The organism is Bacteroides sp. 14(A), from assembly GCF_000526555.1.
Lineage (GTDB): Bacteria > Bacteroidota > Bacteroidia > Bacteroidales > Bacteroidaceae > Bacteroides > Bacteroides cellulosilyticus.
On the sequence record NZ_JAGH01000001.1, the window covers coordinates 1850344 to 1874585 of the forward strand.

At 38.5% G+C, this 24242-nt stretch carries 23 protein-coding genes; 16 read left to right on the plus strand and 7 right to left on the minus strand.

The genetic code is table 11. From position 1 onward, the window contains the following. Positions 1-28: 28 nt before the first annotated feature. From K429_RS0106930 to K429_RS0106950, 5 genes are read left to right on the plus strand one after another with little or no spacing between them, the layout of a single operon-like run. Positions 29-1831 carry a Coenzyme F420 hydrogenase/dehydrogenase, beta subunit C-terminal domain gene (locus K429_RS0106930; RefSeq protein WP_025726454.1) on the plus strand — a complete coding sequence of 601 codons (1803 nt, stop codon included), beginning with the start codon at positions 29-31 and terminating at the stop codon, positions 1829-1831. 11 nt (positions 1832-1842) lie between these two features. Further along, positions 1843-2067, plus strand: coding sequence for a hypothetical protein (locus K429_RS0106935; protein ID WP_025726455.1), 225 nt, complete (start codon positions 1843-1845; stop codon positions 2065-2067). Positions 2068-2092: 25 nt separating this feature from the next. After that, positions 2093-3250, plus strand: coding sequence for an NAD-dependent epimerase/dehydratase family protein (locus K429_RS0106940; protein ID WP_231501822.1), 1158 nt, complete (start codon positions 2093-2095; stop codon positions 3248-3250). Further along, on the plus strand, positions 3250-4239 hold the full coding sequence (locus K429_RS0106945) for an acyltransferase (RefSeq protein WP_255347628.1): 990 nt from the start codon (positions 3250-3252) through the stop codon (positions 4237-4239). The genes K429_RS0106940 and K429_RS0106945 overlap by 1 nt, the downstream gene beginning before the upstream one ends. A 4-nt stretch (positions 4240-4243) precedes the next feature. Continuing rightward, the gene (locus tag K429_RS0106950; protein ID WP_025726458.1) at positions 4244-5770 is read left to right on the plus strand and encodes an MATE family efflux transporter; all 1527 of its coding nucleotides are present in this window, start codon (positions 4244-4246) and stop codon (positions 5768-5770) included. A 78-nt stretch (positions 5771-5848) separates the two neighbouring features. Here K429_RS0106950 and K429_RS0106955 read toward each other — a convergent pair whose 3' ends face one another. The 3 genes from K429_RS0106955 to K429_RS0106960 all read right to left on the minus strand — a co-directional run bounded on the left by K429_RS0106955 (position 5849) and on the right by K429_RS0106960 (position 7012). Then, positions 5849-6262 carry an N-acetylmuramoyl-L-alanine amidase gene (locus tag K429_RS0106955; RefSeq protein ID WP_044096498.1) on the minus strand — a complete coding sequence of 138 codons (414 nt, stop codon included), beginning with the start codon at positions 6260-6262 and terminating at the stop codon, positions 5849-5851. After that, entirely contained in the window at positions 6262-6366 is a 105-nt protein-coding gene (locus tag K429_RS31265) for a smalltalk protein (RefSeq protein ID WP_155923375.1), read from the minus strand. The genes K429_RS0106955 and K429_RS31265 overlap by 1 nt, the downstream gene beginning before the upstream one ends. Before the next feature lie 106 nt (positions 6367-6472). Beyond that, complete coding sequence (locus K429_RS0106960) at positions 6473-7012, minus strand: HU family DNA-binding protein (protein WP_025726460.1); 540 nt, start codon at positions 7010-7012, stop codon at positions 6473-6475. A 243-nt stretch (positions 7013-7255) separates the two neighbouring features. Here K429_RS0106960 and K429_RS0106965 point away from each other — a divergent pair, with 243 nt between their 5' ends. Then, positions 7256-7516 carry a DUF4248 domain-containing protein gene (locus K429_RS0106965; protein ID WP_022210343.1) on the plus strand — a complete coding sequence of 87 codons (261 nt, stop codon included), beginning with the start codon at positions 7256-7258 and terminating at the stop codon, positions 7514-7516. Between the two features lie 151 nt (positions 7517-7667). On the opposite strand, the gene K429_RS0106970 is transcribed toward K429_RS0106965, so the two are convergent. Further along, positions 7668-9674 carry a bifunctional DNA primase/helicase gene (locus K429_RS0106970; protein ID WP_025726461.1) on the minus strand — a complete coding sequence of 669 codons (2007 nt, stop codon included), beginning with the start codon at positions 9672-9674 and terminating at the stop codon, positions 7668-7670. 37 nt (positions 9675-9711) lie between these two features. Further along, a complete protein-coding gene (locus tag K429_RS0106975; RefSeq protein ID WP_025726462.1) occupies positions 9712-10674 on the minus strand; it encodes a hypothetical protein in 963 nt (320 codons plus the stop codon). Positions 10675-10783: 109 nt separating this feature from the next. Between K429_RS0106975 and K429_RS30620 the strand changes: the two genes are divergently transcribed. The 10 genes from K429_RS30620 (at position 10784) to K429_RS0107025 (ending at position 21602) form a co-directional block, all read left to right on the plus strand. Continuing rightward, positions 10784-10936 carry a hypothetical protein gene (locus tag K429_RS30620; RefSeq protein ID WP_022210340.1) on the plus strand — a complete coding sequence of 51 codons (153 nt, stop codon included), beginning with the start codon at positions 10784-10786 and terminating at the stop codon, positions 10934-10936. 155 nt (positions 10937-11091) lie between these two features. Continuing rightward, positions 11092-12660 carry an ATP-binding protein gene (locus K429_RS0106985; protein WP_022210338.1) on the plus strand — a complete coding sequence of 523 codons (1569 nt, stop codon included), beginning with the start codon at positions 11092-11094 and terminating at the stop codon, positions 12658-12660. Between the two features lie 270 nt (positions 12661-12930). Then, entirely contained in the window at positions 12931-14061 is a 1131-nt protein-coding gene (locus K429_RS0106990) for a polysaccharide pyruvyl transferase family protein (protein ID WP_025726463.1), read from the plus strand. Position 14062: 1 nt separating this feature from the next. Continuing rightward, positions 14063-15067 (plus strand): glycosyltransferase, encoded by a 1005-nt coding sequence (locus K429_RS28510; RefSeq protein ID WP_025726464.1) that lies wholly within the window; start codon positions 14063-14065, stop codon positions 15065-15067. 116 nt (positions 15068-15183) lie between these two features. After that, complete coding sequence (locus tag K429_RS0107000; protein ID WP_155923376.1) at positions 15184-16581, plus strand: hypothetical protein; 1398 nt, start codon at positions 15184-15186, stop codon at positions 16579-16581. A gap of 107 nt (positions 16582-16688) precedes the next feature. Beyond that, positions 16689-17666, plus strand: a complete 978-nt coding sequence (locus K429_RS28515) for a glycosyltransferase family 2 protein (RefSeq protein WP_025726466.1) — start codon at positions 16689-16691, stop codon at positions 17664-17666. 9 nt (positions 17667-17675) lie between these two features. After that, a complete protein-coding gene (locus tag K429_RS0107010) occupies positions 17676-18539 on the plus strand; it encodes a glycosyltransferase (protein WP_025726467.1) in 864 nt (287 codons plus the stop codon). A 9-nt stretch (positions 18540-18548) separates the two neighbouring features. Further along, positions 18549-19595 (plus strand): glycosyltransferase, encoded by a 1047-nt coding sequence (locus tag K429_RS0107015; protein WP_025726468.1) that lies wholly within the window; start codon positions 18549-18551, stop codon positions 19593-19595. 62 nt (positions 19596-19657) lie between these two features. Beyond that, on the plus strand, positions 19658-20554 hold the full coding sequence (locus K429_RS0107020; protein WP_025726469.1) for an NAD(P)-dependent oxidoreductase: 897 nt from the start codon (positions 19658-19660) through the stop codon (positions 20552-20554). Positions 20555-20651: 97 nt separating this feature from the next. Next, positions 20652-21602, plus strand: a complete 951-nt coding sequence (locus tag K429_RS0107025) for a glycosyltransferase family 4 protein (RefSeq protein ID WP_007217709.1) — start codon at positions 20652-20654, stop codon at positions 21600-21602. Positions 21603-21728: 126 nt separating this feature from the next. On the opposite strand, the gene prmA is transcribed toward K429_RS0107025, so the two are convergent. Both prmA and K429_RS0107035 read right to left on the minus strand, forming a co-directional pair. Then, a complete protein-coding gene (gene prmA, locus K429_RS0107030) occupies positions 21729-22571 on the minus strand; it encodes a 50S ribosomal protein L11 methyltransferase (RefSeq protein WP_007217710.1) in 843 nt (280 codons plus the stop codon). Positions 22572-22750: 179 nt separating this feature from the next. After that, on the minus strand, positions 22751-24049 hold the full coding sequence (locus K429_RS0107035; RefSeq protein WP_022210028.1) for a DUF3440 domain-containing protein: 1299 nt from the start codon (positions 24047-24049) through the stop codon (positions 22751-22753). Between the last annotated feature and the right edge of the window lie 193 nt (positions 24050-24242).

Below are 24242 nucleotides of genomic sequence, written 5' to 3' on the forward strand. Positions count from 1 at the left end.
TATATTTTCATTAAGTATTTCCATTTATATGATTGATGTTTCAGATAAAGCAATGTGTTGCGGTTGCAACGCCTGTGGCGACGTGTGCGCTCATGATGCAATTACTTTCAAAACGGATATTGAAGGGTTTTGGTATCCGGAGGTAGATAAGGATAAATGCACTGATTGCGGGTTATGCGAGCGTGTATGTCCCATATTGCACGTTGAGGAATTGAAGCGCAATGATTATAATCCACCGGTTTGTTACGGAGCTTATCATAAGAACTTGGAAATTCGCTTCGACAGTACATCCGGCGGAGCTTTTTCTGCAATGGCGGAAAGTGTATATAAACAAGACGGTTATGTTGGCGGAGCTGTTTATGATACTAATTTTTTTGCCCACCAGTTTATTTCAAACAACAAAGAGGATTTGAAAAGACTCCGTAGTTCCAAATATTTGCAGAGCGATGCTGAGGGCTTCTATACTGCAGTCAAGAAAGCGGTAAAAACAGGAAAACCGGTATTAGTTTGCGGTACACCTTGTCAGATGGCTGCTCTGCGTAGATATTTGAATAAAGACTATGAGAACTTGATAATCGTAGATTTTATATGTAAAAGTATAGCGTCGCCCAAAGCTCACCGGAAATATTTTGATTATCTGGAAGAAATTAATGCTTCCCAAGTCGTTTTTTTTAAGGCTAAGAATAAAGAATTAGGTTGGCGCAGTTTAACCAAGAAATCTACGTTTGCCAATGGAAAATCCTACTATGGTGTGAGAGGTAAAGACCTTTACAGCAGAGCTTATCACAGTGGTATGATAGACCGTCCTTCTTGTTATTCATGTCAATTCAAAGGCTATCCACGTATAGCCGATGTTACTTTAGCTGATTTTTGGGGGGTGGAGAAAGTTGCTAAAGAATTGGATAATGATACGGGAACTTCAGCTATTCTTATCAATTCAGAAAAAGGAAAAAAAATCTTTGAGCAGGTAAGCAAGCGTTTGCAAAAGAAAGAAGTGAAACTTGAAAATATTCAACCTTTTAATCTGGCTTTGGTAAAAGCGGCAGTTTGCCCTGATTATGATAGGAAACAGTTTTTTAGTGATTTGGAGAGTATGCGTTTCGATCAATTGGGAGATAAATATTTCCCGGTATCAGCAAGAAAATACGATAGGGTACGGACATTGGCTTCTTGCGTACGCACTTTTATTGGGATGACTCAATTGCGTCCTAAAGCAGTTTGGCAGTTCTTGCATCTCAATTTTCTTCATCCGGCTATAAAGACTGATTGGAAAAAGGGTAAATTACTGTTCCCAACTCCCTATTGTGTCTTCGAGATCGATAAAACAGCTAAAGTAATAGTAGAGGGAAGGATTTTGTTAGGTAATAAAAGATTCCGTAAATCTAAACTGGAAAGTCGCTTCCTGTTTGGTAAGAATTCTAAGGTTGAATTCCAAGGTGATTTTCGTTTCGGTTATGGTTGTGACGTGGAAGTATTTGACAATGCAGAGCTTGTATGCGGTGCCTCCAGTGGTGGGAACATTGGATTGACGCTGATTTGTGGTGATAAGATACATATTGGCAGCCATACGTTTTATGGTCGTGATGTCTCTATTCGCGACACCAATGGTGGACATATTATCGCCCAACAAGGTTTCAAAGATACCAATCCTGTTATTATCGGTGATTTTTGCTGGCTTTGTTCCGAATGTAAAATTATGCCAGGTGTAAAGGTTGGTGATGGTACGGTGGTTGGCTCCAATTCCGTGGTAATCGCTCCATTGCCCGCTCATGTGTTGGTGACCGGGTCACCGGCTCGGATTATTGATACAGATATTGTGTGGAAACATTAAAAATAAGGAATATGAATGAACAAGAATTTTTAGACTTTTTCGAAGGTCTTTTTGATGGGCTCAATGAAGCAATTGATATGAGTACGGAGTTCCGCTATATGGATGAGTGGAGTTCGCTGGCTGGTTTGGCTTTTATGACTGATATGGCTGAGAAATATAATAAGAATTTTGTGGTATCTGAGATGAAAGGAGCAGAGACTATAGGTGACTTATATCGGCTCTATCTTTCCAAATGATGGATAATATTTTATGAATGTGTTGATGATTGGTGGTACAGGGGTTCTTAGTACGGCTGTTACCAATGAAGCTTTAAAACAGGGAATACATGTGGTCATGATAAATAGAGGCCATCGCAAAGAACTTATTCCTGATGGTGTGGAGCTGATTAAATCCGATAAAAATGATTTTAATAGGATTTGTAGTTTGCTAGGTGAGCGAAAATTTGATGCAGTAATAGACTTTCTCTGTTATAATGATAAAGAGACAACAGAAAGCTTTAATTTCTATTCGCATTATACCAAACAATATTTTTTTATTTCCTCATGTGCTGTCTATAATACAGAGTTGGCAACTGTGTGTAATGAAAATTCTCCAAAAGTCCGTTCTATGTGGGGGTATAGTGTGAATAAATGGGCAAGCGAAGAACTTCTGATGAAATTGGCTGCTAACTCTAATTGCAATTATACTGTGATTCGTCCATGTGTGACGTATGATGACACTCGTATTCCTTATGGTATTTCTCCTCAATACGGTTATCACTGGACATTGGTTGCGCGTATATTAAGCGGTAAGCCTATCATAAGATGGAATGGTGGAATAAATCGTTGCAATATGATGCGTGTTGAAGACTTTGCTGTAGGTGTGATCGGGTTAATAGGGAAAGATGAAGCTTATAATGAAGCTTTTAATGTTTGTGGTGATGAGACTCCATCTTTTAATGAAGTGCTTGATGTTTTGTCTGAATTAACTGGAAAAAAAGTAAAGACAATAGATATAACGAGTGATTTCTATGCCAAAGAACTTCCGAGCCGCGCTGGTGAAATATTGGGAGGACGTTCCATTGATCGTTTTAATAGTAACGACAAGATAAAAGCTGTTGTTCCTTTGTTTCGGCACACTATTTCATTGAGAAAAGGCATTGAGATGACTTATAATGCTTATCGAGACAATCATTATCAGTTTGGAATAGATTGGGAGTTTGAAGGTGATACAGATCGCATAATACTGAAATGGTGTAAGAAAAACAGAATAAATACAGACGGGCTAAACTTGCACTTTATTGATTATCTCGGGGATGCTGATTCTTCGGATAAACGAAAATATATTTTTGCTTTACATAGAGGTCGTTGGGATGTTTGGGTAATGATGTTTGGTTTTAGAGTTGTTAAAAAAGTGAAAAGAATATTATTGGGGAAATGATGCAAAATAATAGAATACAATATTTGGATTTGATCAGAGGAGGACTTATACTCTATGTGGTTTTTTATCACATGTCTATGCAGTTTGGACTTATATCCTATGAATCAGGAAATAGACCTCTTCTATTCAGTATAATGTCTTTTTTTATGACATCATTTTATTTTTTCAGTGGTTTTCTGTTTTCTTCGAAAAGATCAGCTTCTGATTTCGTCTATAATAAAGTGAGAAAGTTGTTGTTTCCTTATGTTTTTTGGTCTGTAATTTCCTTGGTTGTTTATTATGCAAACAGATATATTTTATATGGGACAATAGACTTCTCAGCACCTTTTTATTCTCTTGTTTCTACAGGGGCCTTGGCATCAAATACACCGTTATGGTTCTTTTTTAGTCTTTTTAGTGTCTCTATTATATATTATTTTATAGATGTCTATGTGCAAGGATATTACAAGCATATTTTAATCTTAGGAAGTTTTCTGTTTGCATTCTTGGTTCATAATAGGATGCAGATCCTTTCTGATGGGAATATAGCTTTAGGGCTGGTTTACTATCACTTAGGATATTTTTTTAAGAGACTGCTTACGGAAAAGAAAGATTTTCCAGATATTAAGATTCTGGTGTTAACCATTGTTGTTTTTGTTTTGATATTATTTTTTAATAGGCAAGATTTATCATTCGTTTTGTTATATCAACGGACGGGAAGTTTTTTGCTCAATCTGCCATACTCATTATGTGCTTGTTATATTCTTTGGTATATAGGCTGTAAAATAGGGTCTGCCAAATATCTTGTTTTGATAGGAGAATATTCTTTGACGTTGTTTGCCTCTCATAGAATAATATTGAACTGGATATACGACCCAATTGTGCGGTATTTAAATCCCCATATTCCTTATTATGAATATATGCTAGTAGGAGGGAGTGTAATCTTAGTCTTTTATTTAATCTTAGTGCTTCTTTTAAAGAAAATATTTCCTCAAGTGATAGGGCTTTAATAAGATGATGGAGAAAACAAACAATAGAACCATCGCAAAGAATACCGCATTCCTGTATTTCCGTATGATGTTTACAATGATAGTTTCATTGTATACTTCACGTGTGATACTACAAACGTTAGGAGTTGACAATTATGGTATTTATCAGTCCGTAGGTGGAATTGTTGGCTTTTTGTCTTTTATTAATAGTGCGCTCAGCACAGGTTCGTCTCGTTTTTTAACTTACGAACTGGGAACAGGCAATCTTGAAAAGTTGAAGAGAACTTTCTCTACAACATTGACTATTCATATAGCAATTGCTCTCTTTGTTGTTATAGTTGCAGAAACGCTCGGAGTATGGTTTCTTTATAATAAATTGGTGATACCGGCTGAGCGGATGGACGCTGCAGTTTATACTTTTCATATATCCATATTAACTGCTGTGTTTACATTGACACAAGTTCCTTATAATGCAAGTATTATTGCGCATGAGAAAATGTCGGTTTTTGCATATATGAGCATTATAGAAGTTTCGGCAAAACTAGGAATAGTCTATCTTTTATCCATTGGCAGTTATGATAAATTAAAATTGTATGCCACTTTATTATTCATAGTTCAGGTAGGACTCATTTGTATCTATCGTTTGTATTGTAGTCGGCATTTTAAGGAAACGGTTTATCGTTTTGTCTTTGATAAGGCTATATTCAAAGAAATAGCGGGATTTTCGGGCTGGAGTTTATTTGCCAGTAGTTCAACGGCTCTTAATAGCCAAGGCATTCTGATTTTGTTGAATATGTTTTTTGAACCTGCCGTGGTTGCAGCGCGATCTATTTCTATTCAGGTAAATATGGCAGCCAGCCAGTTTGTCGATAATTTTCGTACGGCGGCTAATCCACAGATAGTAAAGAAACTGGCAGCGGGCGACTTGATGGGTTCTAAAAGGCTACTATTGGCATCCACCAAATATTCTTATTATATGATGTTTATAATCTGTTTTCCTGTCTGTCTTCTCGCACATCCTTTATTAAAAATATGGCTGAGTGTTGTGCCTGATTATACAGTTATATTTCTTCAGATTATAGTTATTCAGAGTCTGTTTCAAGTTTTTGATACTTCTTTTTATACAGCTTTGTATGCTAAAGGACGGTTAAAGGAGAATGCTTTGATATCACCAACTTTGGGCTTAATAAGATTTCCTATAATCTATTTCTTATTTAAAGCGGGATATTCTCCTGTCGCTCTTTCATGGGCTAGTTTATTGACTTATGCCGTATTGGGGTTAATAGTAAAGCCTATATTGGTAGTGAAAATAGCAAATTATTATTGGAGAGATGTCTGGAATGTTTTTAAGCCCTGTTTGTTGGTTACTGTGGCAGCTTTACCTGTACCTGTTTTTTTATATCATATAATAGGCGTTGATAGTATTCCACACTCCATTTTTATGGGTTTTATAACTGTTATTATAATTATATTGTCAATATATTGGATTGGGATTGACATGTTGACCAAACAAAAAGTTTGGTTATATGTAAAACGAAGATTTAGAAGATGATATCGAATTTTATAACAGTTTTTTTATAAGGCATCTGATAAGATGCCTTATAAAAAGGAAATGTTTTACGGTATAATTTTATAATTCCCTATATTCCTTTGCCGCATCAAAACAAGGACAGTTTTTCATCGGGTTGAGGTCGTGATGACCTACTATCAATGCCCGTGGAAATACCCGTTTCAGTTCGTGCAGTAAAGCTACTAACGAAGCTTTCTGATGTAAGGTGCGTGTATCAGCCGGTTGTCCGGAAGCGGTAAGTCCACCTTCGTAGCAGATACCTAAGGAATGGCGGTTATGATTCCGGCAATGTGCTCCAATGCGTTCGTAAGGTCGTCCACGGTGAATCTCACCGTCGCGTGTCACGTAGAAGTGATAGCCAATGTCATTGAAGCCACGGTGGCGGATGTGATCCCGCTGACAGTCGTCAAAACTCAGGCGCACGCCCTGAGGCGTGGCTGAGCAGTGAATGATAATGAGTGTGATGGTTCTCATCAGTGCATGCAGGAGGTTATACCGAATACACCGGCCAAGGCAGTGACCACCGTGACGATAACTTTGAGGACAATGCCCCATACTGATTTTGATTTTCTTTCCATAAACCGTAATTTAGTGATTAATTATTAGTGATAAGTGATTAGTAATTGGTAATTGGAATCTGCGCAGCCTTTCATTGTTAATTTCTGAAGGCTACGCTTTTAAATTCTATCCCAGCGGGTTTTCATCCAGTCCTCCGCCACCGGTGTTGCCACCGTCATCCGGTTTACTGCCGGAATTTCCACCGGAAGAGGGCGTTTTTGAAAAGTCCACTGTCGTCTGTCCTGCCTTTTGAGCTTTGAGCAGCAGACGTGTGGCAGCACGGGTAGGTACGGGTGAAAACTCAAGACCGGAGAATATATTTTTCAAGTCTTCGCCCGGAATGAACTGGATATTAACTCCGGTGATGTTGGTAGCCGTGAATTTTTCTGCGGTTTCCGCACCCCGGCTGGTGATTTGAAGACGAAATTTTCCCAGATCTCCGAAGTCTACTTGTTCGCCCGCACGCAGGCCATCAATCATATTTTCCACGGTAGCGATGATAACCGCGGCGACATCGGCACGACTGGCGGTGGTCTGCGCGGCTACATGGCGGCTCAGTTCTTTCAGGGACAGTTCCCTTGTGATTTGTGACTTGGCATACGCCTTTGCGCTCTCATCCTGGTTTTGCGGGTTCTTGAGCATTGCGATACTGTAATTCAATCCCATAATAGATAAATTGAAAGGGTTAATAATTGAAGAATTATATTCTCACGGGAAGACATGGAACTGTTCGGGAAAAAACTCGGTGAAGCTCTGAGTCCTCCGTGTTGAACAATACAAAGATACAACCTCCCGGACCTGTGAAAATGAGTGACATTGACACTTGATAAACCTGTTTCGGAATAGGTGATATCCGATGACTTTTTTGTATCTTTATAGCATAAACAGTACTCTAAAAGTTATCGTAAAATGAAGAAAATTACATGTAGTCATGATACGGATGTACCGGTAGAAGAATGGCCTGTCCGTCCTTATTCCAAAAGTGAGTTAGCGCGTGCATACGCGCCTGAAATCGGGGAGCGTTCGGCTCTTAACCGCCTTTCGCGCTGGTTGCACGGGAACGTGCTTCTGTATCAGGCTTTGTTGGATACGGGTTACCGCTCCGCCCAACAGATTTTTACCAGCAAACAGGTGGAACTGATTTTTGAGTATATAGGGAAACCTTCGTGATTTTAAGCGTTACTGAAGGAGTTGAGAAGAGAGGAATTGAAAGTGACACTTGTGAAGTTTGACACTTGCGGCTGCGAAGCCTGATGCTTGCGGCTGTGTAAGCATACACTTGCACAAGCATAGCCCGGCGCAGCCGCAAGTGTTATTTCCCTTAATTTTCGATGAGACTGATCCAAGGTGAATGATCCCTACTCATGACTTTGCCTTGTGCTTCCGCTATTACTTGCTCTTCGGACTCCCGTTCATCGTAACGTCCGCAGGCTTGTCGGACATATAGGACGCTTCCTGTCTGGCACAGATCCTGGTCGCGCACCTTCAGCATGTCGAGTCGGGTATAGTTGCTGTCCTGCCGGTTGATGCGGGATATGGAAAATATGAAATCGGCCAGATTGGCCCAGTTGGCACTGCCTGCGATGGTATACATGTCAATCTCTTCCAGTTCGTTCTTCCCGTTGAGTTTGGTGAGTTTGCGCGGATGGGCTACGATGATGACCCATATATTGTTGGTTCTGCCCCATGCCTGCATTTGCGTCAGCATGGCTTTTATGGCTTGGGTTTCGGTGTTGTACCGGTTGGTTTCCACCTCCATGAACAGGTATGGGTCGATAATGAGATATTTCAGTGGAAGGGTGCGCCGCACCATGTCCGCTCTCGCGATGATATTGTTGGGAGTGGGGGATACTTCATGCAAGTCGAGGTGCACCATGTGGCTATCCAGGAAACTGACGATAGGCTTCAACTGTTCTTGGGTATAATTTACAGTGTTCACTTTTCCCAGCATGAGCTGCACGAGATGGGCGATATGCTTGTCTTTGTCGGGCACTTCGAAAGAGAGGTAGCATACATAGCGTCCGGTCTTGGCCATGAGCCGGCACGTGAGGTCGTTCAGAAAATCGGTCTTTCCGCTGTTGGGTACTCCGGTCTCGATAATCAGGCCTCCCTGATCGGTGGGGTGGAATACATGGTCGGTCAAGGGGCCGTAACCTACGTCGTATCCGTGGTCGTATTCTCCGTGCAGCACGTTCAGAATCCCGTTTGCACGTTCGCTTACGGTGATGATGTCCACTGTGTGTTGTGGTCGGGCGGATTCGATGATTTCGTGTACGACTTCGATGCCGTATGTGGCGAGTACGTCGGAAATATCCTTGCAGTCGCCGGGTAGTGTGGTGAGTAGGCAACGTTCTCCGAAGTAGTCGGTGAGATGCTTCACTAGGGTTCTTCCCGGTAGGTCGATGTCTCCGCAGATCACGATGTCCCTCACTTGGTCTATCCAAGGTTCGAAGGCTTCGAAACTTTTGGAGAGATCGCTTGCAGCTCCGTTGGGTACGCTAATAACGTAATGATAGCCTGCTTCTTCGAGTGTAAGCACATCTTTTTCACCTTCGGTGATGATGAGTCGGGGGACGGTTTCCTCGGCTACCTTCAGAGGATTGATGCAGTCGATGTGGTAAGGTGGGCAAGGTGTGGTTGGTGAATCCTGGCTCCAGAATTTGGTATATCCGGCAGCTTTTTCCCTGCCGGTTGTTTCTCCTTCATCTGTGGCCTTGATAGTTGAGGGATCGCACGAGCGATATTTGACATTTACGGGCTGTCCGTTCAGAAAGTTGACGTAGGCTACGCAATGATACATGGTTCCGGTGCTCTTGTTGTCTTCATCCTTGCCGTAACAGCGATGCGTGAGACAGCCGATACGGGCTTCGATAGCCGTTTTCAGTGAGATGCCTTGAGCTGTGAGATAGCGTCGGGCAGCGAGTTGATCCTGGTCCTTAGTCTCGGGATCATCTGTCAGCGGTTTGATTTTGGAGAATGCTTCGGGAGGTAATTTTTTGTAATCTTCGGGAATCATAGGTACTTCGGATGTGGTTTTTCCATTGCCGTTTCCCGATTCTCTTTCCTGGTGGACATTGTGGGTAGGATAATTTGTACCCATAAATTTATCACCGGCTGTTCCGGTAAATGACGAATTATAGCTCGGTCTTTCTTCCCAGAAGTCTTTGAGCTTTCCTTTGAAGTCGCAACCACTGGAGAAGCAATGAAAAGCTCCTGTCGTTTTGGAAATATAAAGATGTTTTTTGCCGCATTTAGGGCACTCTGTTACGAAGTTCTTTCCTGCATTTTTACGTTCGGGAAAGTCACATAGATAATAAAATGGTTTCATTGGATTTATGAATTATAAATTATGGTTTACGGGAGTCTTATACCCATTTGTTGCTTAACACATTCCATGTCGCTTTTGCTGATGGTCTTGGTGGTGCATCCTCGGGTATATTCACTGTTCCTTCCATCTCATCGTCGTAGAATCGCATTTCGGATTCGGGATCTGTCCATTCGAATTCGTTGAGAGGGTGATTGCTGCGTTGATTACTTCTAATTTCATGAACTGCTTGTTTTCGTTTTTCTCTGTTTGTTCTTGCAGCGTCGTTTAACAGATGTTGTCCGTGGGCTGATTTCAACAGATTGTTCAACCAGCAGAGCCGTCCGGTGTGATTGGATTTCATGAATCGTGCCTGCGAAGCAAAATAAGGAATTAGTAGTTCATTGACCAGATAAATGAGATTTTCACATGCGTGTTTACGTGTGAGTCTTTCGTGCAGTTGGAACCAATTGATGAGTGGCGTTAGTATCTGTGCTTTCTGCGTGGAATCCTTATTGATGAGATGAAAGAATTCTTTAGCGGAAGCTAAAGATTCCGGTGTAACAATATTTTTTTTAGAAGAATTTTCTTCTAAAGGTATGTCGCCTTCAGGTGAAGCTTTTTCGTCAGAAGAACTCCCTTTAGTATTATTAATATTATATATATCATCTATCGGATAAGTTTCCGGAAACTTGTCCGGTAATTCTTCCTGTGAAACCTTCCCCACCCAGAGTGGGGAGTAAAATAATTTCATTCCATATACGTTTTTTTCGGGCATTATCCCGAATGAGCCGCATCGTTTGACGGCTTCCGTGAGAAACTTGGCATTCTTGAATGCCAGCGCTATACTGATCTCGTAGAAATTCTCCACCGGATATACTTTCTCCTGATTCATGTATGCGGTCATTCCGAGGTAGAGGCGCAGGAGCTTGGGGATGACCGAATCCGTAATCTTGCGACTTTTCCAGAGGTCGATTGTCTTTTGCAGTTCCGCTATGGAGAGGGTTGGTTTGAGTGGTTTCATTGCTTGTTTGTTTTAAGAATTTGCGGTGAAGTTATGGAGAAAGAAAATAGCGGTGTTACCATCATGTTGGTAATCCGTGTTAAATATTAACATTATTTTAAAGAAGAGTATGAAAAAAGTAGTTTATACTTACAAGGCTTTGGGAGATAGCATTGCCCTTCTCCGTGAAGTTTCCGGAATTCCGGTAAAAGAATTGTGTGAGAGCTGTGGAATTAGTAATCGCACGTATTATCAGGTGATAATTGGGGAGACGTTAGCATGAGCTATTACATTCGGATCTTTCACTATTTGCGTGAGAACACGGATGAGGAGCGGTGTACTGAATGTCGCTATGCTATGGAAAAATACCTGTTGGACGCATGGTTTAGATGAAATTTTATCGTAACTTTGTAATCTAAGCAAACAACCGGAATATATATGGAACAGCAAAGACGACTTTATCCGATAGGGATACAGACTTTCCAAAAGATACGGGAAGGTAACTATTTGTATATAGACAAGACGGAGTACGTATATAAAATGACGCACTCCGCATCAAGCTATATATTCCTGAGCCGTCCTCGTCGTTTTGGGAAAAGTTTGCTTACCAGCACGTTGCATGCTTATTTTGAAGGTCGGAAGGAGTTGTTCGAAGGTCTTGCCATCGATAAGATGGAGACGGAATGGAGTCGGTATCCGGTGCTTCATTTTGACATGAGCATGGCAAAGCATGTGGATAAGGAACGTTTGGAACAAATGCTAAGCGTTCAATTGTACAGATATGAAGAAACGTACGGTAAAGTGAATGAGGAAGTGACCTTGAATGATCGTTTTTCCGGACTTATCCGTCGCGTTTGCCATCAAACCGGCCGTCAGGTTGTTGTCCTCATTGATGAATACGACGCCCCTCTTCTCGATGTTGTCCATGAAGAAAAGAATTTGCCTGTGCTTCGGGATGTGATGCGCAATTTCTATAGTCCGTTGAAAGCTTGCGATCCTTATCTGCGTTTTGTGTTCCTCACCGGCATCACCAAGTTTTCCCAATTGAGCATCTTTAGTGAATTGAATAATATTAAGAACATCAGTATGGATGGACCGTATGCGGCCATCTGCGGTATCAGTGAAGAAGAAATGCTGACGCAGATGGATAATGACGTGGATATACTGGCGACACGTATGGGATTGACCCGTGACGAGGTTCTTGCCAAATTGAAAGATAATTATGACGGCTATCATTTCACCTGGCCGTCTCCCGACATATATAATCCTTTCAGCTTGTTGAACGCTTTTGCTGATGGCAAGATGAATTCTTATTGGTTTGGCAGTGGTACACCTACCTATCTGATAGAGATGTTGAATAAATATCATGTAATCCCTCAACAGATTGGAGACCGGAAAGCGCTGGCTGAATCTTTTGATGCGCCTACCGAACGGATAACGAATATTACTCCATTGCTCTATCAAAGCGGTTATATCACGATAAAGGATTACTCTCCCATTACGAATCTTTATCTGCTGGATATCCCCAATAAAGAAGTGCGCCTGGGTTTGATGAAGAGTTTGTTGCCCGGTTATTTGCATCAATATACTATGGATGGGCTTACCACGGTGGCTCTGCTGTACGAGGCTATCTATGAAAAGAGATTGGATGATGGACTGCGCTTGTTGCAGACTTTTCTTTCTACGATTCCTTATTGCGACAATACCGATTATGAAGGCCATTACCAATCGTTGCTTTACACAATTTTCAGTCTGCTGGGTATGTATGTGGATGTGGAAGTGCGTACTCCGCGCGGTCGTGTGGATGTGGTGATGCGTAGTTTGTCCGCTCTCTACGTGATAGAGCTGAAGCTAGATAAGAGTGTCGATGCCGCCATGGATCAGATTAATCTGAAGAATTATCCCGAACGCTTTGCACTGTGCGGACTTCCGATGGTGAAGGTGGGGATTAATTTCGATAGTGAACGGAGGACGCTGGGGGAGTGGAAGATAGAGATGGTTCATTGAAAAGAATAATTTCCCTGAAAGTGTAATATAAAATAATTTCATTGTGGGTTGTGATACGTTGGAACGTTTACGACCGCATCATTAGTGCTTATAAGATAAGAAGCATACGCACCGGCCGTGTCCGTATGGAATCCATCCATTTTATTTTAATCATATCAAAATGAACGTAATTAAGACTCCGATAGATGGCGCTGTCATCATCGAACCTCGCGTATATTCGATGTTGAAGGATACTAATCGGTTGCTTGATTAAATAAAATTTCTGTATTTATGAAAATTGGAATTATAACTCAGCCTTTACAGAATAATTATGGTGGTATTCTTCAGAATTACGCCCTTCAAGATGTATTGAAAAAGATGGGACATGAGGTTATCACCATTGATCAGAAATATCCTAAAATTCCTTTGTGGAGAATGTTTGCATCAACTCTAAAGACAGTATTATTAAAAATGACAGGCAAGAATAGAGAATTCTTTTTCTTCCCTAAAGATCAGGAGTTGAAACGTATAAGTCAAAATACTCTGTGTTTTGTAGATAACTACATTAATCATACTGAAAAGATTGATAACGAAAGACAAATAAGGCGGATCGTTAAATCTTTGTCGCTGGAGGCATATATTGTAGGTAGCGATCAAGTTTGGCGGCCTTGTTATAATAGTAGCATTTATATCTCTTTTTTGAATTTTACTGATTCATGCCCGGTTAAGCGTATTGCTTATGCTGCATCATTTGGGGTGGATAATTGGGAATTTTCTGATTTAGAAACTAAAAGATGTAAGAAACTGGTTAAGTCTTTTGATGCAGTTTCGGTTAGAGAATTTTCGGGGATTGAGCTTTGTAGGCGTTATTTGGATGTAGATGCATGCCAAGTATTGGATCCGACCATGTTATTGGATGAGTGTGACTATATTCATTTGGTGGAAAAAGAGAGTGAAGGAAAAAGTGCTGGATCCCTGCTTTTTTATATATTGGATCCGGAACAGAGTAAACTGGATTATATTGCTAAGGTGGCGGTGAGTCTGAACCTAGTTCCTTTTTCTGTAATGCCGGAATTGCAAGTCGGCGCAAAGACGATAGTTGACATAGATAGGTGCGTATTTCCTTCTGTAACCAAATGGCTTCGTGGTTTCATGGATGCCGAGTTTGTAGTATGTGACAGTTTTCATGGAGCAGTATTCAGTATTATTTTTAATAAAAAATTCGTAGTTCTTGGCAATGAAAAAAGAGGTATGGCACGTTTTTATTCATTGTTGAAAATGTATGGATTAGAAGAACGGCTTATCACTGATTGGAGTAATTTTGATATTGTGACAAAATCTATAGACTGGGATTCTGTGAATAGGATAAGAGAAGAAAGAAAGAACTTCTCAATGGAATTTTTGTTAAATTCTTTGGGGTGATATGAATATACTTTTAAAGGTTTCTATAATAGTTCCGGTTTATAAGGCTGAACCATATATCCGTAAGTGTATAGATAGTATTTTGTCGCAGACATTCACTAATTTCGAACTTTTACTCATTGATGACGGTAGTCCGGATAATTGTGGGAAAATTTGTGATGAATACGCAGAGCTTGATACTAGGGTTCATGTTTTCCATAAAGAAAATGGTGGAGTAAGTGCAGCGAGAAATTTAGGATTAGATCATGCAAAAGGTGATTATGTTTGCTTTATAGATTCTGATGACTGGATTGATCCTGATATGTTGGAAACATTGATAGGATGGGAGCAAAAGAAACAAACAGATTTGCTCTTTTTTGGATTGAAATATGAATCTGCTGTAGACTGTTCTGACACTATGGAGCTATTGCAAAAAATATCGGGAGTATATGAGGGGATAAATTCAGTAATCAAAGCTTGCTATATTTTAGAAACGAATGAAATTTTTGGGTGGACTTGTAATAAACTATTTAGAAATTGTATTATACAAGATCATCATATAAAATTTAATGAAGAGATATCTATTCAGGAAGACCATATCTTTACTTTAGCATATTTAAAATATGTGACGTGCTTAGCGATATATAGCTATTTTCCTTATCATTATAGGATCACTGCGGATTCTCTTACGAATAGATCGTATCCATATTATTTATGTAAAATAAGATCTCTGTTGATTTTTGAGGGGCGGATGAGATTGGTTGATAGATCTGATGGCGTTGGTGATGTTTCGTTTTACAAGAGGTTTACTATATGTCAATTTCTGTTTGTGTTACTCCATTATTATAGAAATTCATTTCATGAAAATAATAATAATTTAAAGGAAATTGATTTTGTTCGTGCTATGGTTAGACAATATGCATTGAAGGGAGAAACAATGAAGACATACATATTGTATATGTTTTCTTTCTTTCCTGGTTCTTTTTGGAATGCTTTTTTGCGGCTTTATACCATAACAAAAAAATAATTCTTTTTAGAGTCTGTTTAAGCAGATAAATATTTTAAAAAGAAAAATTATAAGCAGACTTTGATTTTGGTCTTTTTTTTTAATGGTTTAGTGGTTGATGTGTTATAATTTTGATTATGATTTACGGTGTAAAATCTACTGTTAAAAAGCTTTTCTTATATATGTTATGCTGTGTATTGATATTTCAATTATGGTATTTTAATTCAGGAAAAAATGAAATATATTATATCCCTTTGCAGTATATTGCAATAAAGCTATTACTTATTTTTCAAAAAAATAAAGAAACGGTTATTCTACCAGGAAGCTGTGCTTTTGAAATTGCAGCTTTTGTGAAATATTTCATTATGCCTGTTTCTTTTATTTTTATAGATTCTTATCCGATTATGATTGGCTCGGATCCCAATGAAGATTCTTTCTCATTAGCTATATTTTTGACATTGTATGAAATGCTGTTGATTTATTTATGTAGATATTTATATATTAGAAAACATTCGTCTTCAATTGTGTCGTTAAATAGGAATTTGAGTAAGGATTCGAAACGGATATTCATACAAAATTATTCTGTTTGGTTCCTCTTTCTTTTTTGTATTTTTACTTTATTGTTAGTAATTTCTCCTAAACTGGTTTTTCCGGATTTTTATTTGTTGAATGATAAGGGTGAGAACAGTAGTAAAATGATTCCCTTTTTTTCCATCATAGGAGGATGGTGGAAATATTTGTTTTATATAGTTATGATAAACTTTTTGGGGTATAGATATTCTGCCAAACATGAAAAAAAGTATTTCTGTTTAGCCATATTATTATTCTTGTTTAGTACATACTTAATTCTAGGAACAAGTCGTTGGGCTATAATTTTTCATTTTGTAGTTACGTTTTATCTGTTTAGAATAATATTTAACAGAACTTTGGTCAAGAAGCTTTTGGTTTTTGTTCCATTATTTGTTTGCTTGTTTTTTTTGATCACAATATATAAATTTCAAAATGATTTGGGTAGTGACTATTCATTGATAAATTTTGCGGATCTATTTGTATCGCAATTGCAAGATTATTTTTCTGGACCAAGTTTGATCGGGCATGCGATAGATATGGGACATAAGTATAACATAACGTTTGAAACATGCTGGAATGATTTTGTAGGTGCTATACCTTTACTATCCAAAACTGTTGATCAAATGAATCGTACGAATATATTATTTAATCAATATGTTATTTCACCGGATACGGAATGGTTTACCCAGATTATACCAGCGACAGGATTAGGCTATATTTATTTTGGAAGCATGTTTGCTCCAATCTTTACAGTTGTATTTAATATTTTAGGTTTGCATTTTGATTATAAATTATTGAATACTTCAAATCTGTTTGTTAAATATGTACTCATATATTGTTCCTTGTGGGGAGGACTTAGTATTTGCTTTAATACTCAGATACCATTTGGAAATGTTGTAGTTTATATATTTCCTCTATACTTGTTTTATCGCCTTTTCTCCAAGCTTACTATTAAACTTGCGTAGATGTGTGTAAATAAATTATTTGACGGTGAAGGTGTGTGTTATTCATGAAATCCGTTAGTAATCTGGTTAATATTCTTTTTTATTAATAAATATTCTTATTAGTTGGAATGGAAAGTCCGGTTGTCTCTCTTCTTGTGCCAATTTTCAATGTAGAGCCTTATATAGAAAAATGTCTGCATTCATTGTTTGCGCAGTCCTTTAAGTCTATTGAATATGTTTTTGTCAATGACTGTACACCTGATCGTAGTATTGAAAAGTTATGGACTGTCTTAAATCAATATCCGGATAGAAAACCGTTTGTAAAGGTTATTAATCATAATACGAATCAAGGTCTCTCCGCTGCAAGAAAAACGGCCTTGTTACACGCCACTGGAAGCTATGTTTGGCATATTGACAGTGATGATTATATAGCATTGGATGCAGTGGAAAAATTATATGAGAAAGCTTCGTCCTTGGATGCGGATATGGTTGTATTTGATGTAATGGAGCTTTATTCTGATAATAAAAATAAGATAGTGGAAAATGCGGTACCACTTGATAAAAAAGAATACCTGAAGCTTTTGTTAATTAGACAAAGAAGGTATGAGCTTTGTTTTAGATTCTGTAAAAAAGAGTTATACAAAGGCTTGGAATTAGATACTGAAATTGGATTTGGTGAGGATTATGCAACTACTCCAAGATTGGCCTGTATAGCTAATAAGGTTGTGAAATTAGATTCAATATGTTATTACTATATAAAGTATAATCAAAGTTCTTATACAAAGTCTATTTCTATAAAAGCTGTTCAGAGTATTGAAAGAGCGATGCTATTACTTGAAAGTTTTTTTCAGAATAGAGATTGTTGTGAATATAATGAGATTCTGCAAATATCAAAGATGTATCTTAAGGTGCACATGCTGAAGGGAACTGTATATAATGCTGAATCGTTTTTATATGCTAATAATCTTTTTCCTGAACTTCATAATGCTTCTTTAAGCCAAATCAAATTCAAAGATAATATTCTTTTGCTTATAAATAGGTATAAGTGGTATGGAATTTTGAAAATTTATATAAAATTGGGACTTGCTTTGGTAAATAAAAAATAAATGTTGTTTATGAAAAATATTAACCCTTTAGTGACAATAGCAATTCCATTCTATAATGCTGAAAAGTTTCTGAATCTGGCTATTCAATCAGTTTGTAATCAGACTTATGATAATTGGGAATTATTACTTATAGACGATGGAAGTACGGATTCATCATTAATTATAGCGAATTCGTTTAAGGATAATAGAATAAGGGTTTTTTCTGATCACTCAAATAAAGGATTGGTATACAGGTTGAATCAATCAGTTAGGTTGGCAAAAGGTGAATTTTATGCAAGGATGGATGCTGATGATATCATGCATTGTTCACGAATAGAAGTGCAGGTTAAGTATTTAGTTGATAACCTGTGTATTGATGTGGTTGGTACGGCTTGGTATTCAATTGATAATTTTAACAATATAGTTTCTGTTAAAATTCCGAAAGAGAGTCCGAGTGTTAATACGGTTTTGAATGATATATGTTTTCTGCATCCTTCAGTAATGGGGCGTAAAGAATGGTTTGTGAATAATCCTTATGATGCCCGATATGTGAGAATGGAGGATTGGGAATTATGGTTGCGAACTATAAATAGCAGCGTTTTCAGTAATATAGATATTCCTCTGATGTTTTATAGAGAATTTGGAATACCTCATTGGAAAAAGTATGTGAAGACGCAAATAGGAATGTTGAAATTGTTTAGAAACAGAAGGGATTATTCATTATCATTTACGAGAGCTTTATTTTGTAAAATAAAAACGGTTTTAAAAATAGGAATATTTACAATGGTGCATTTAGTGGGACAAACTGATTGTTTGGTGAAAATGCGGGATAGGAAGAAAAGTTCTTTTGATAGGGTAAAAGCAATGATGGATTTGCAGGATGCAATAAAATGATTTGATACAATGAAAATCTTTCAAATAATAACTCGTACTGATTTAGGAGGGGCGCAATCAGTTGTCGTGAATCTTGCTAATGAGCTTTGCAAGGACCATGAAGTTATCGTTGCTGCCGGTGAAGGTGATGGTAAAATGTGGAAATTATTAGCGCCTTCTATAAAGCGGGAAGAAATATCCTCATTGCACAGGGCATTGTCTCCAATAAATGAGATAAAAACCTTGTTTGCATTAAGGCGTTTGTACGGAAAATATAAACCTGATATAATTCATCTTCACTCTTCTAAGGTAGGAATACTGGGGCGTATAGCTTTTCCTAAATTAAAAATCGTTTATACGGTTCATGGTTTTGATTCGATACGTATTGCTTACAGGCAATACTTGCCGCTTGAACGAATTTTGCAGGGATATTGCAAGATGATAGTGGGAGTAAGTGAATATGATGGATGGAATTTGCGAGGAGAGGGTATCCGGCGGAATGTCCGGGTGATATATAATGGTATATCCATTCCTTGTGCCTTGGGGGGCGACCCGTTTGTGGGAATAAGAGGGTATGTCCGTAAGGTATTGTGTATAGCAAGGTTGTTCCCTCCCAAAAGAGTAGACTTGTTTCTAGAAGTGGCTGCGCGTTTGCCGCGATACGCTTTTATTTGGATTGGAAACCAATATGAATATACGCAAGAACATCCTTCTAACGTCTTTTTCATGGGGAGTCTTCACAATGCGGGTGCGTATAATGAATATGCGGATTTATTTATGCTTCCCAGTAATTATGAGGGGTTGCCCATGACGATTATCGAAGCGATGGCTTTCGGGAAACCTGTTGTAGCCTCCAATGTGGGTGGTATTAGTGAGATCGTGGTGAATGGCGAAAATGGCTATACGGTAGAGAATGTACCTGATACTTTTGCTGAGAAAATAGAATATATTTTGGAAAGTAATGATATTTATAGTCAATTCTCACGAAATGCATTGAAACGGTTTGAGGAAGACTTGACTGTAGATAAGATGGTTGGTGAATATTTGAAGATATATAAAGCGAAAATATCGCACTAGTTATTGTTTTCTATCAATATAATAGTATATAGTTTTTCCCTTTTTCTTATTTCCTTTTTCTTATGAAACTTTTATTCACAGGAGCCTTCGGGTTCTTGGGTAACAACGTACGCCCTTTTTTAGAGAGAGTATATGATGTCACAACTGTTGGCCTAACCCAACAAGATAATTATACAGTGAACATTGCTAAGGAGGTTCCAGAGCTACACGAACGCTATGATATTGTATTGCATGCCGCCGGAAAAGCCCATTCTATTCCTAAAACGGACGCTGAACGACAGGCGTTTTTCGATGTAAATCTACAGGGTACGAAGAACCTTTGTGCGGCGTTAGAGAAGGTTGGAGCACCGAGAGCTTTTATCTTTATTTCTACAGTAGCAGTATATGGTTGTGATTATGGAGTGAATATCACGGAAGAGTATCCGCTAAATGGAACCACTCCTTATGCTATGAGTAAACGCCTGGCGGAAGAGTATTTGCAGAATTGGTGTCGGAAATACAATGTTGTGTTAGGGATAATTCGCCCTTCCTTGATAGCTGGGCCTAATCCTCCGGGCAATTTGCGAGCGATGATAACAGGGATTCGTAGAGGAAGGTATTTCAGTATTGCAGATGGTAGAGCTCGGAAAAGTGTACTGATGGTGCAAGATATTGCGAACCTGATTCCTTTGCTGGTTAGAAAAGGAGGTATCTATAATGTATGTGATAGTTATCAACCTACATTCAGGGATTTGGAAACACTGATTTGTAAACAGATGAATAAATCGCTGCCTTTATCGATCCCTTATTGGCTGGCAAAAGGCATGGCTTTGATAGGGGACTGCTTGGGTAAGAAAGCTCCATTAAATTCATTGAAGCTTGATAAAATAACCAAGTCACTAACCTTTAGTAATGAGAAAGCAATGCGGGAATTAGGGTGGAAGCCAACAAATGTATTAGAAAATTTCAAAATAGAATGAGTATATGCTTTTGGATTGTAATGGCTGTAGTAAGTGTAGCAGCTTTTTTATTTGTCTGTGTTCAGATATGGTTTCATTGGATTAATAAAAATGAATAATGTATTACGTAATTATTTTGGTTCTGTTGTTCCTGACAGAACTTTTTTATTTTAGGGTGGCTGATAAGTTTAATATCATAGATAAACCCAATGAACGTAGTTCTCATTCACGGATTACTTTGCGTGGTGGTGGAATCATCTTCTATTTCGGAGCTTTGGCTTATTTCTTGACTAACGACTGGGAATATCCTTGGTTTATATTGGCATTGAGCCTAATAACATTTATTAGCTTTGTAGATGATATTCGTTCTACTTCTCAAGGCTTACGGTTGGTATTTCACTTTTCTGCCATGGCCTTGATGTTTTATCAATGGGGGTTGTTTTCGCTTTCCTGGTGGTGGATCATTATAGCTTTGATTGTTTGCACAGGTATCATCAATGCTTATAATTTCATGGATGGCATTAATGGTATTACAGGTGGTTATTCATTGATTATTTTAGGAGCATTGGCTTATATCAATGAAGAAATGGTATCCTTTGCTGAACCGGCTTTAATTTATACGGTGCTTTGTTCAGTGGTGGTATTCTGCTTCTTTAATTTCCGCAGGAAGGCGAAGTGTTTTGCCGGTGATGTAGGTTCTGTGAGTATCGCTTTCATACTGCTTTTCCTGATAGGGAAGTTGATTCTGAAAACGGAGGATTTCAGTTGGATGATTCTTTTGGCAGTTTACGGAGTTGATAGTGTTTTGACTATTATTCATCGCCTGATGCTCCATGAAAACATAGGCTTGCCACATCGGAAACATATGTATCAGTTAATGGCAAATGAGTTGAAAATACCTCATGTTGTGGTTTCGCTGGTTTATATGGCTGTGCAGGCTATAGTGATTATCGGATATATCTATTGTCAGAATTGGGGATACTTGTATCTTTTATGTGCTATTTTATTGCTCAGCTTCATTTATGTATGGTTCATGAGGAAATATTTTAGATTGCATTTATCTGTTTAAGTGAGATAATATTCATACTGGTTCCCGGCAGACAATTATTGTCTTGTCGGGATTTTTTTTGTCCATAATTGAGCAGGTAGCATCAGCCGGAGTTATCGGGTAGATGCTACCCGGGACAAGTAGGCTTTAAAGTTCAAATTTCACTGCCGCCCAACGGTTTTTCTCTTGATGGTGTACAAAGTGTAATCCGTTACGTTCGGCCTCTGCCTGGATCAGAGGAATGTCGTCCACATAGAATCCACTCATAAAGAGTTGGGAACCTTTGCGCATGCAACGTACATACTGTTTCATGTCATTCAGCAGAATGTTCCGGTTGATGTTAGCAATGACTACGTCAAACGGACCTATATCTTCCAGTGAAGAGGCGTCTCCCTGGAATACGGAAATATTGTCTACGTGGTTCAATTCGATGTTTTCAAGTGAGTTACGAACGCACCATTCATCAATATCGATGGCAGTACAAGGTTCTGCACCACGCATGCGAGCAAGAATGGCAAGGATGGAAGTGCCGCAACCCATATCGAGAAGGGACTTGCCTTGTAGGTCACTGTCCAGTAGTTCACCGATGATGAGACTGGTGGTTTCGTGATGTCCTGTACCGAAAGCCATTTGCGGATTGATGACAATATCATATTCTGTTTGGGGGACATCATGGTGGAAAGTACTGTGGATGACACAGCGGTCACCAATCACAATCGGTTGGAAGAAGTTCTTTTCCCATTCCTCATTCCAGTCTTTATCTTCGGCTTCTGTAAAAGTATATTCAATTTGGATATCTGGTAGGGGGAACTCGTCAATAGCTGCTTTTACAGTTGTTTCATCATACAAATCTTTTTGTATATAGGCAGCAATACCGCCTTCTTGTTCAACAAAACTCTCAAAACCTGCATCGCCCAGGATAGCGGAAAGCACATCGTTTACTACTTCTGTACAAGGAGAAGTGCGGAAAGTAAATTCTAAATATTTCATTGGAATATAATTTATTGTTAAATGCAAAGCCTCTGTTAGCGAAGCGAACCAGTTTCTTTGTATATTTGTTTATTAGCTGCAAAGATAATGCAAATCGAATGTAGAACTTTCATGCTTGCATGAAAAAGTTATGCTGAGATGCAGTTTGCCTTATTTAAAGATGGGGCATTTAAGAAATTCTATTCATCTTTGAAAATCTTTCCATATTGTTTTAATGCCATATTTTTCATGAGTGTTTCTTCTTTTGTCAGTGCGAATCCCATATATTTGCAAACGTGATCATTGCGTAGGATACAGATACACATTCTTTTGTAAGTCGGAATTTCCTTGAACTCTGCAATATCAATATCATCTAAATAATCCATCCTGACAGGCTTCTTGTCCGTTTTGTAGTTTGTGCTTTCTCCTACTTGAATAGGAATATTTCTTTCTCTTAGTTTCTGTATCACTTCGTCACTGAGTACACCGCCCTTATTCTTCCAGAATCTGATGCTTGTCTCCAATTTCTTCCGGTATCTGTTCCGGGTATGTTCAGGTAGAGTAGACAGAAGAAACTCTGTAAAGGATTTCCATGTATATCCTTTGGGTAAATGTATCTCATCTCTTCCCATTGCTCCGGTTTTTCCATAAATCCCGGAAAAATTTACTCCGTTAACCCGGCCAATCATCCGTCCCCACATATCGGGATCAATCACTCTGTACAGTGACAGGCTCTCTATGGCTTCGCAGATAAAAGGACTTGCTACCCGTTGTCGGTCAAGGCTAATTCCTGCTTGATAATAAAGATCGTACAGATGATTATAATCCCATTTGAATTTACCATTTGCTACCCAGATATCAGTTGTTTTCCAGTCAAAAATAGGATAGAGGTTATAAACACCTTCAGTAATTTGGGTACTCCATAGGTAGTTGGCATATCGTTCCTTTGTTTTTCTGTAAATGGCACGCCAACGATTATGGCTTTCCTGTGTACGAATGCCAACTAAACAGCATGTCCGGGTAGCCTTTTTATTTTTATGTAGCCATTGGGCAAATTCCATTTGAAAATCATAATCCCACATGTCGGTAGTGTAGAAAGGGAACTCATGTAATGTCATTGCCCTCTCCGGTTTTTGGCGTACCCAGACTGCTTTTTTGTCTTCATCCCATGGCCTCCAATAATCTTCATACATGGACGTACATGTCGTTACTCGAAAAGGTACGCAAATATGATATATATCCAGGATGTCTTGATTCTCTTTAAAAGTTCGTTCTACATAATCAATTGTCATGTTGTACTGTATTTCATAATCCATATGAAATACCCCAATTTTTCTTTTTAAATTATGTTTGCGGATATAATCTATGCATAAATTTAATAGTACACCGCTATCCTTGCCTCCTGAAAATGAGATGTAAATATTATCAAAATTCTGAAAAATGACACGTAATCTTTCTTGGGCAAGGTCATATACGTTTTGCTTTCTTATGTCTTGCATTGTTTTTTTAGTATTGTTCGTTTATTTGCTGCAAAAGTAATAAAAAAAGATCAGATAGATAAAATGTATAAACATATACAAATTCCGGAGATACTTCCTAATCCGATTCTCCCTGCTGACTTTTACATCTCGTATAGCCTTTATCTCATCAGTAGATAGCCAGATATCACGCACTGATTTCTCCGGCATTTTA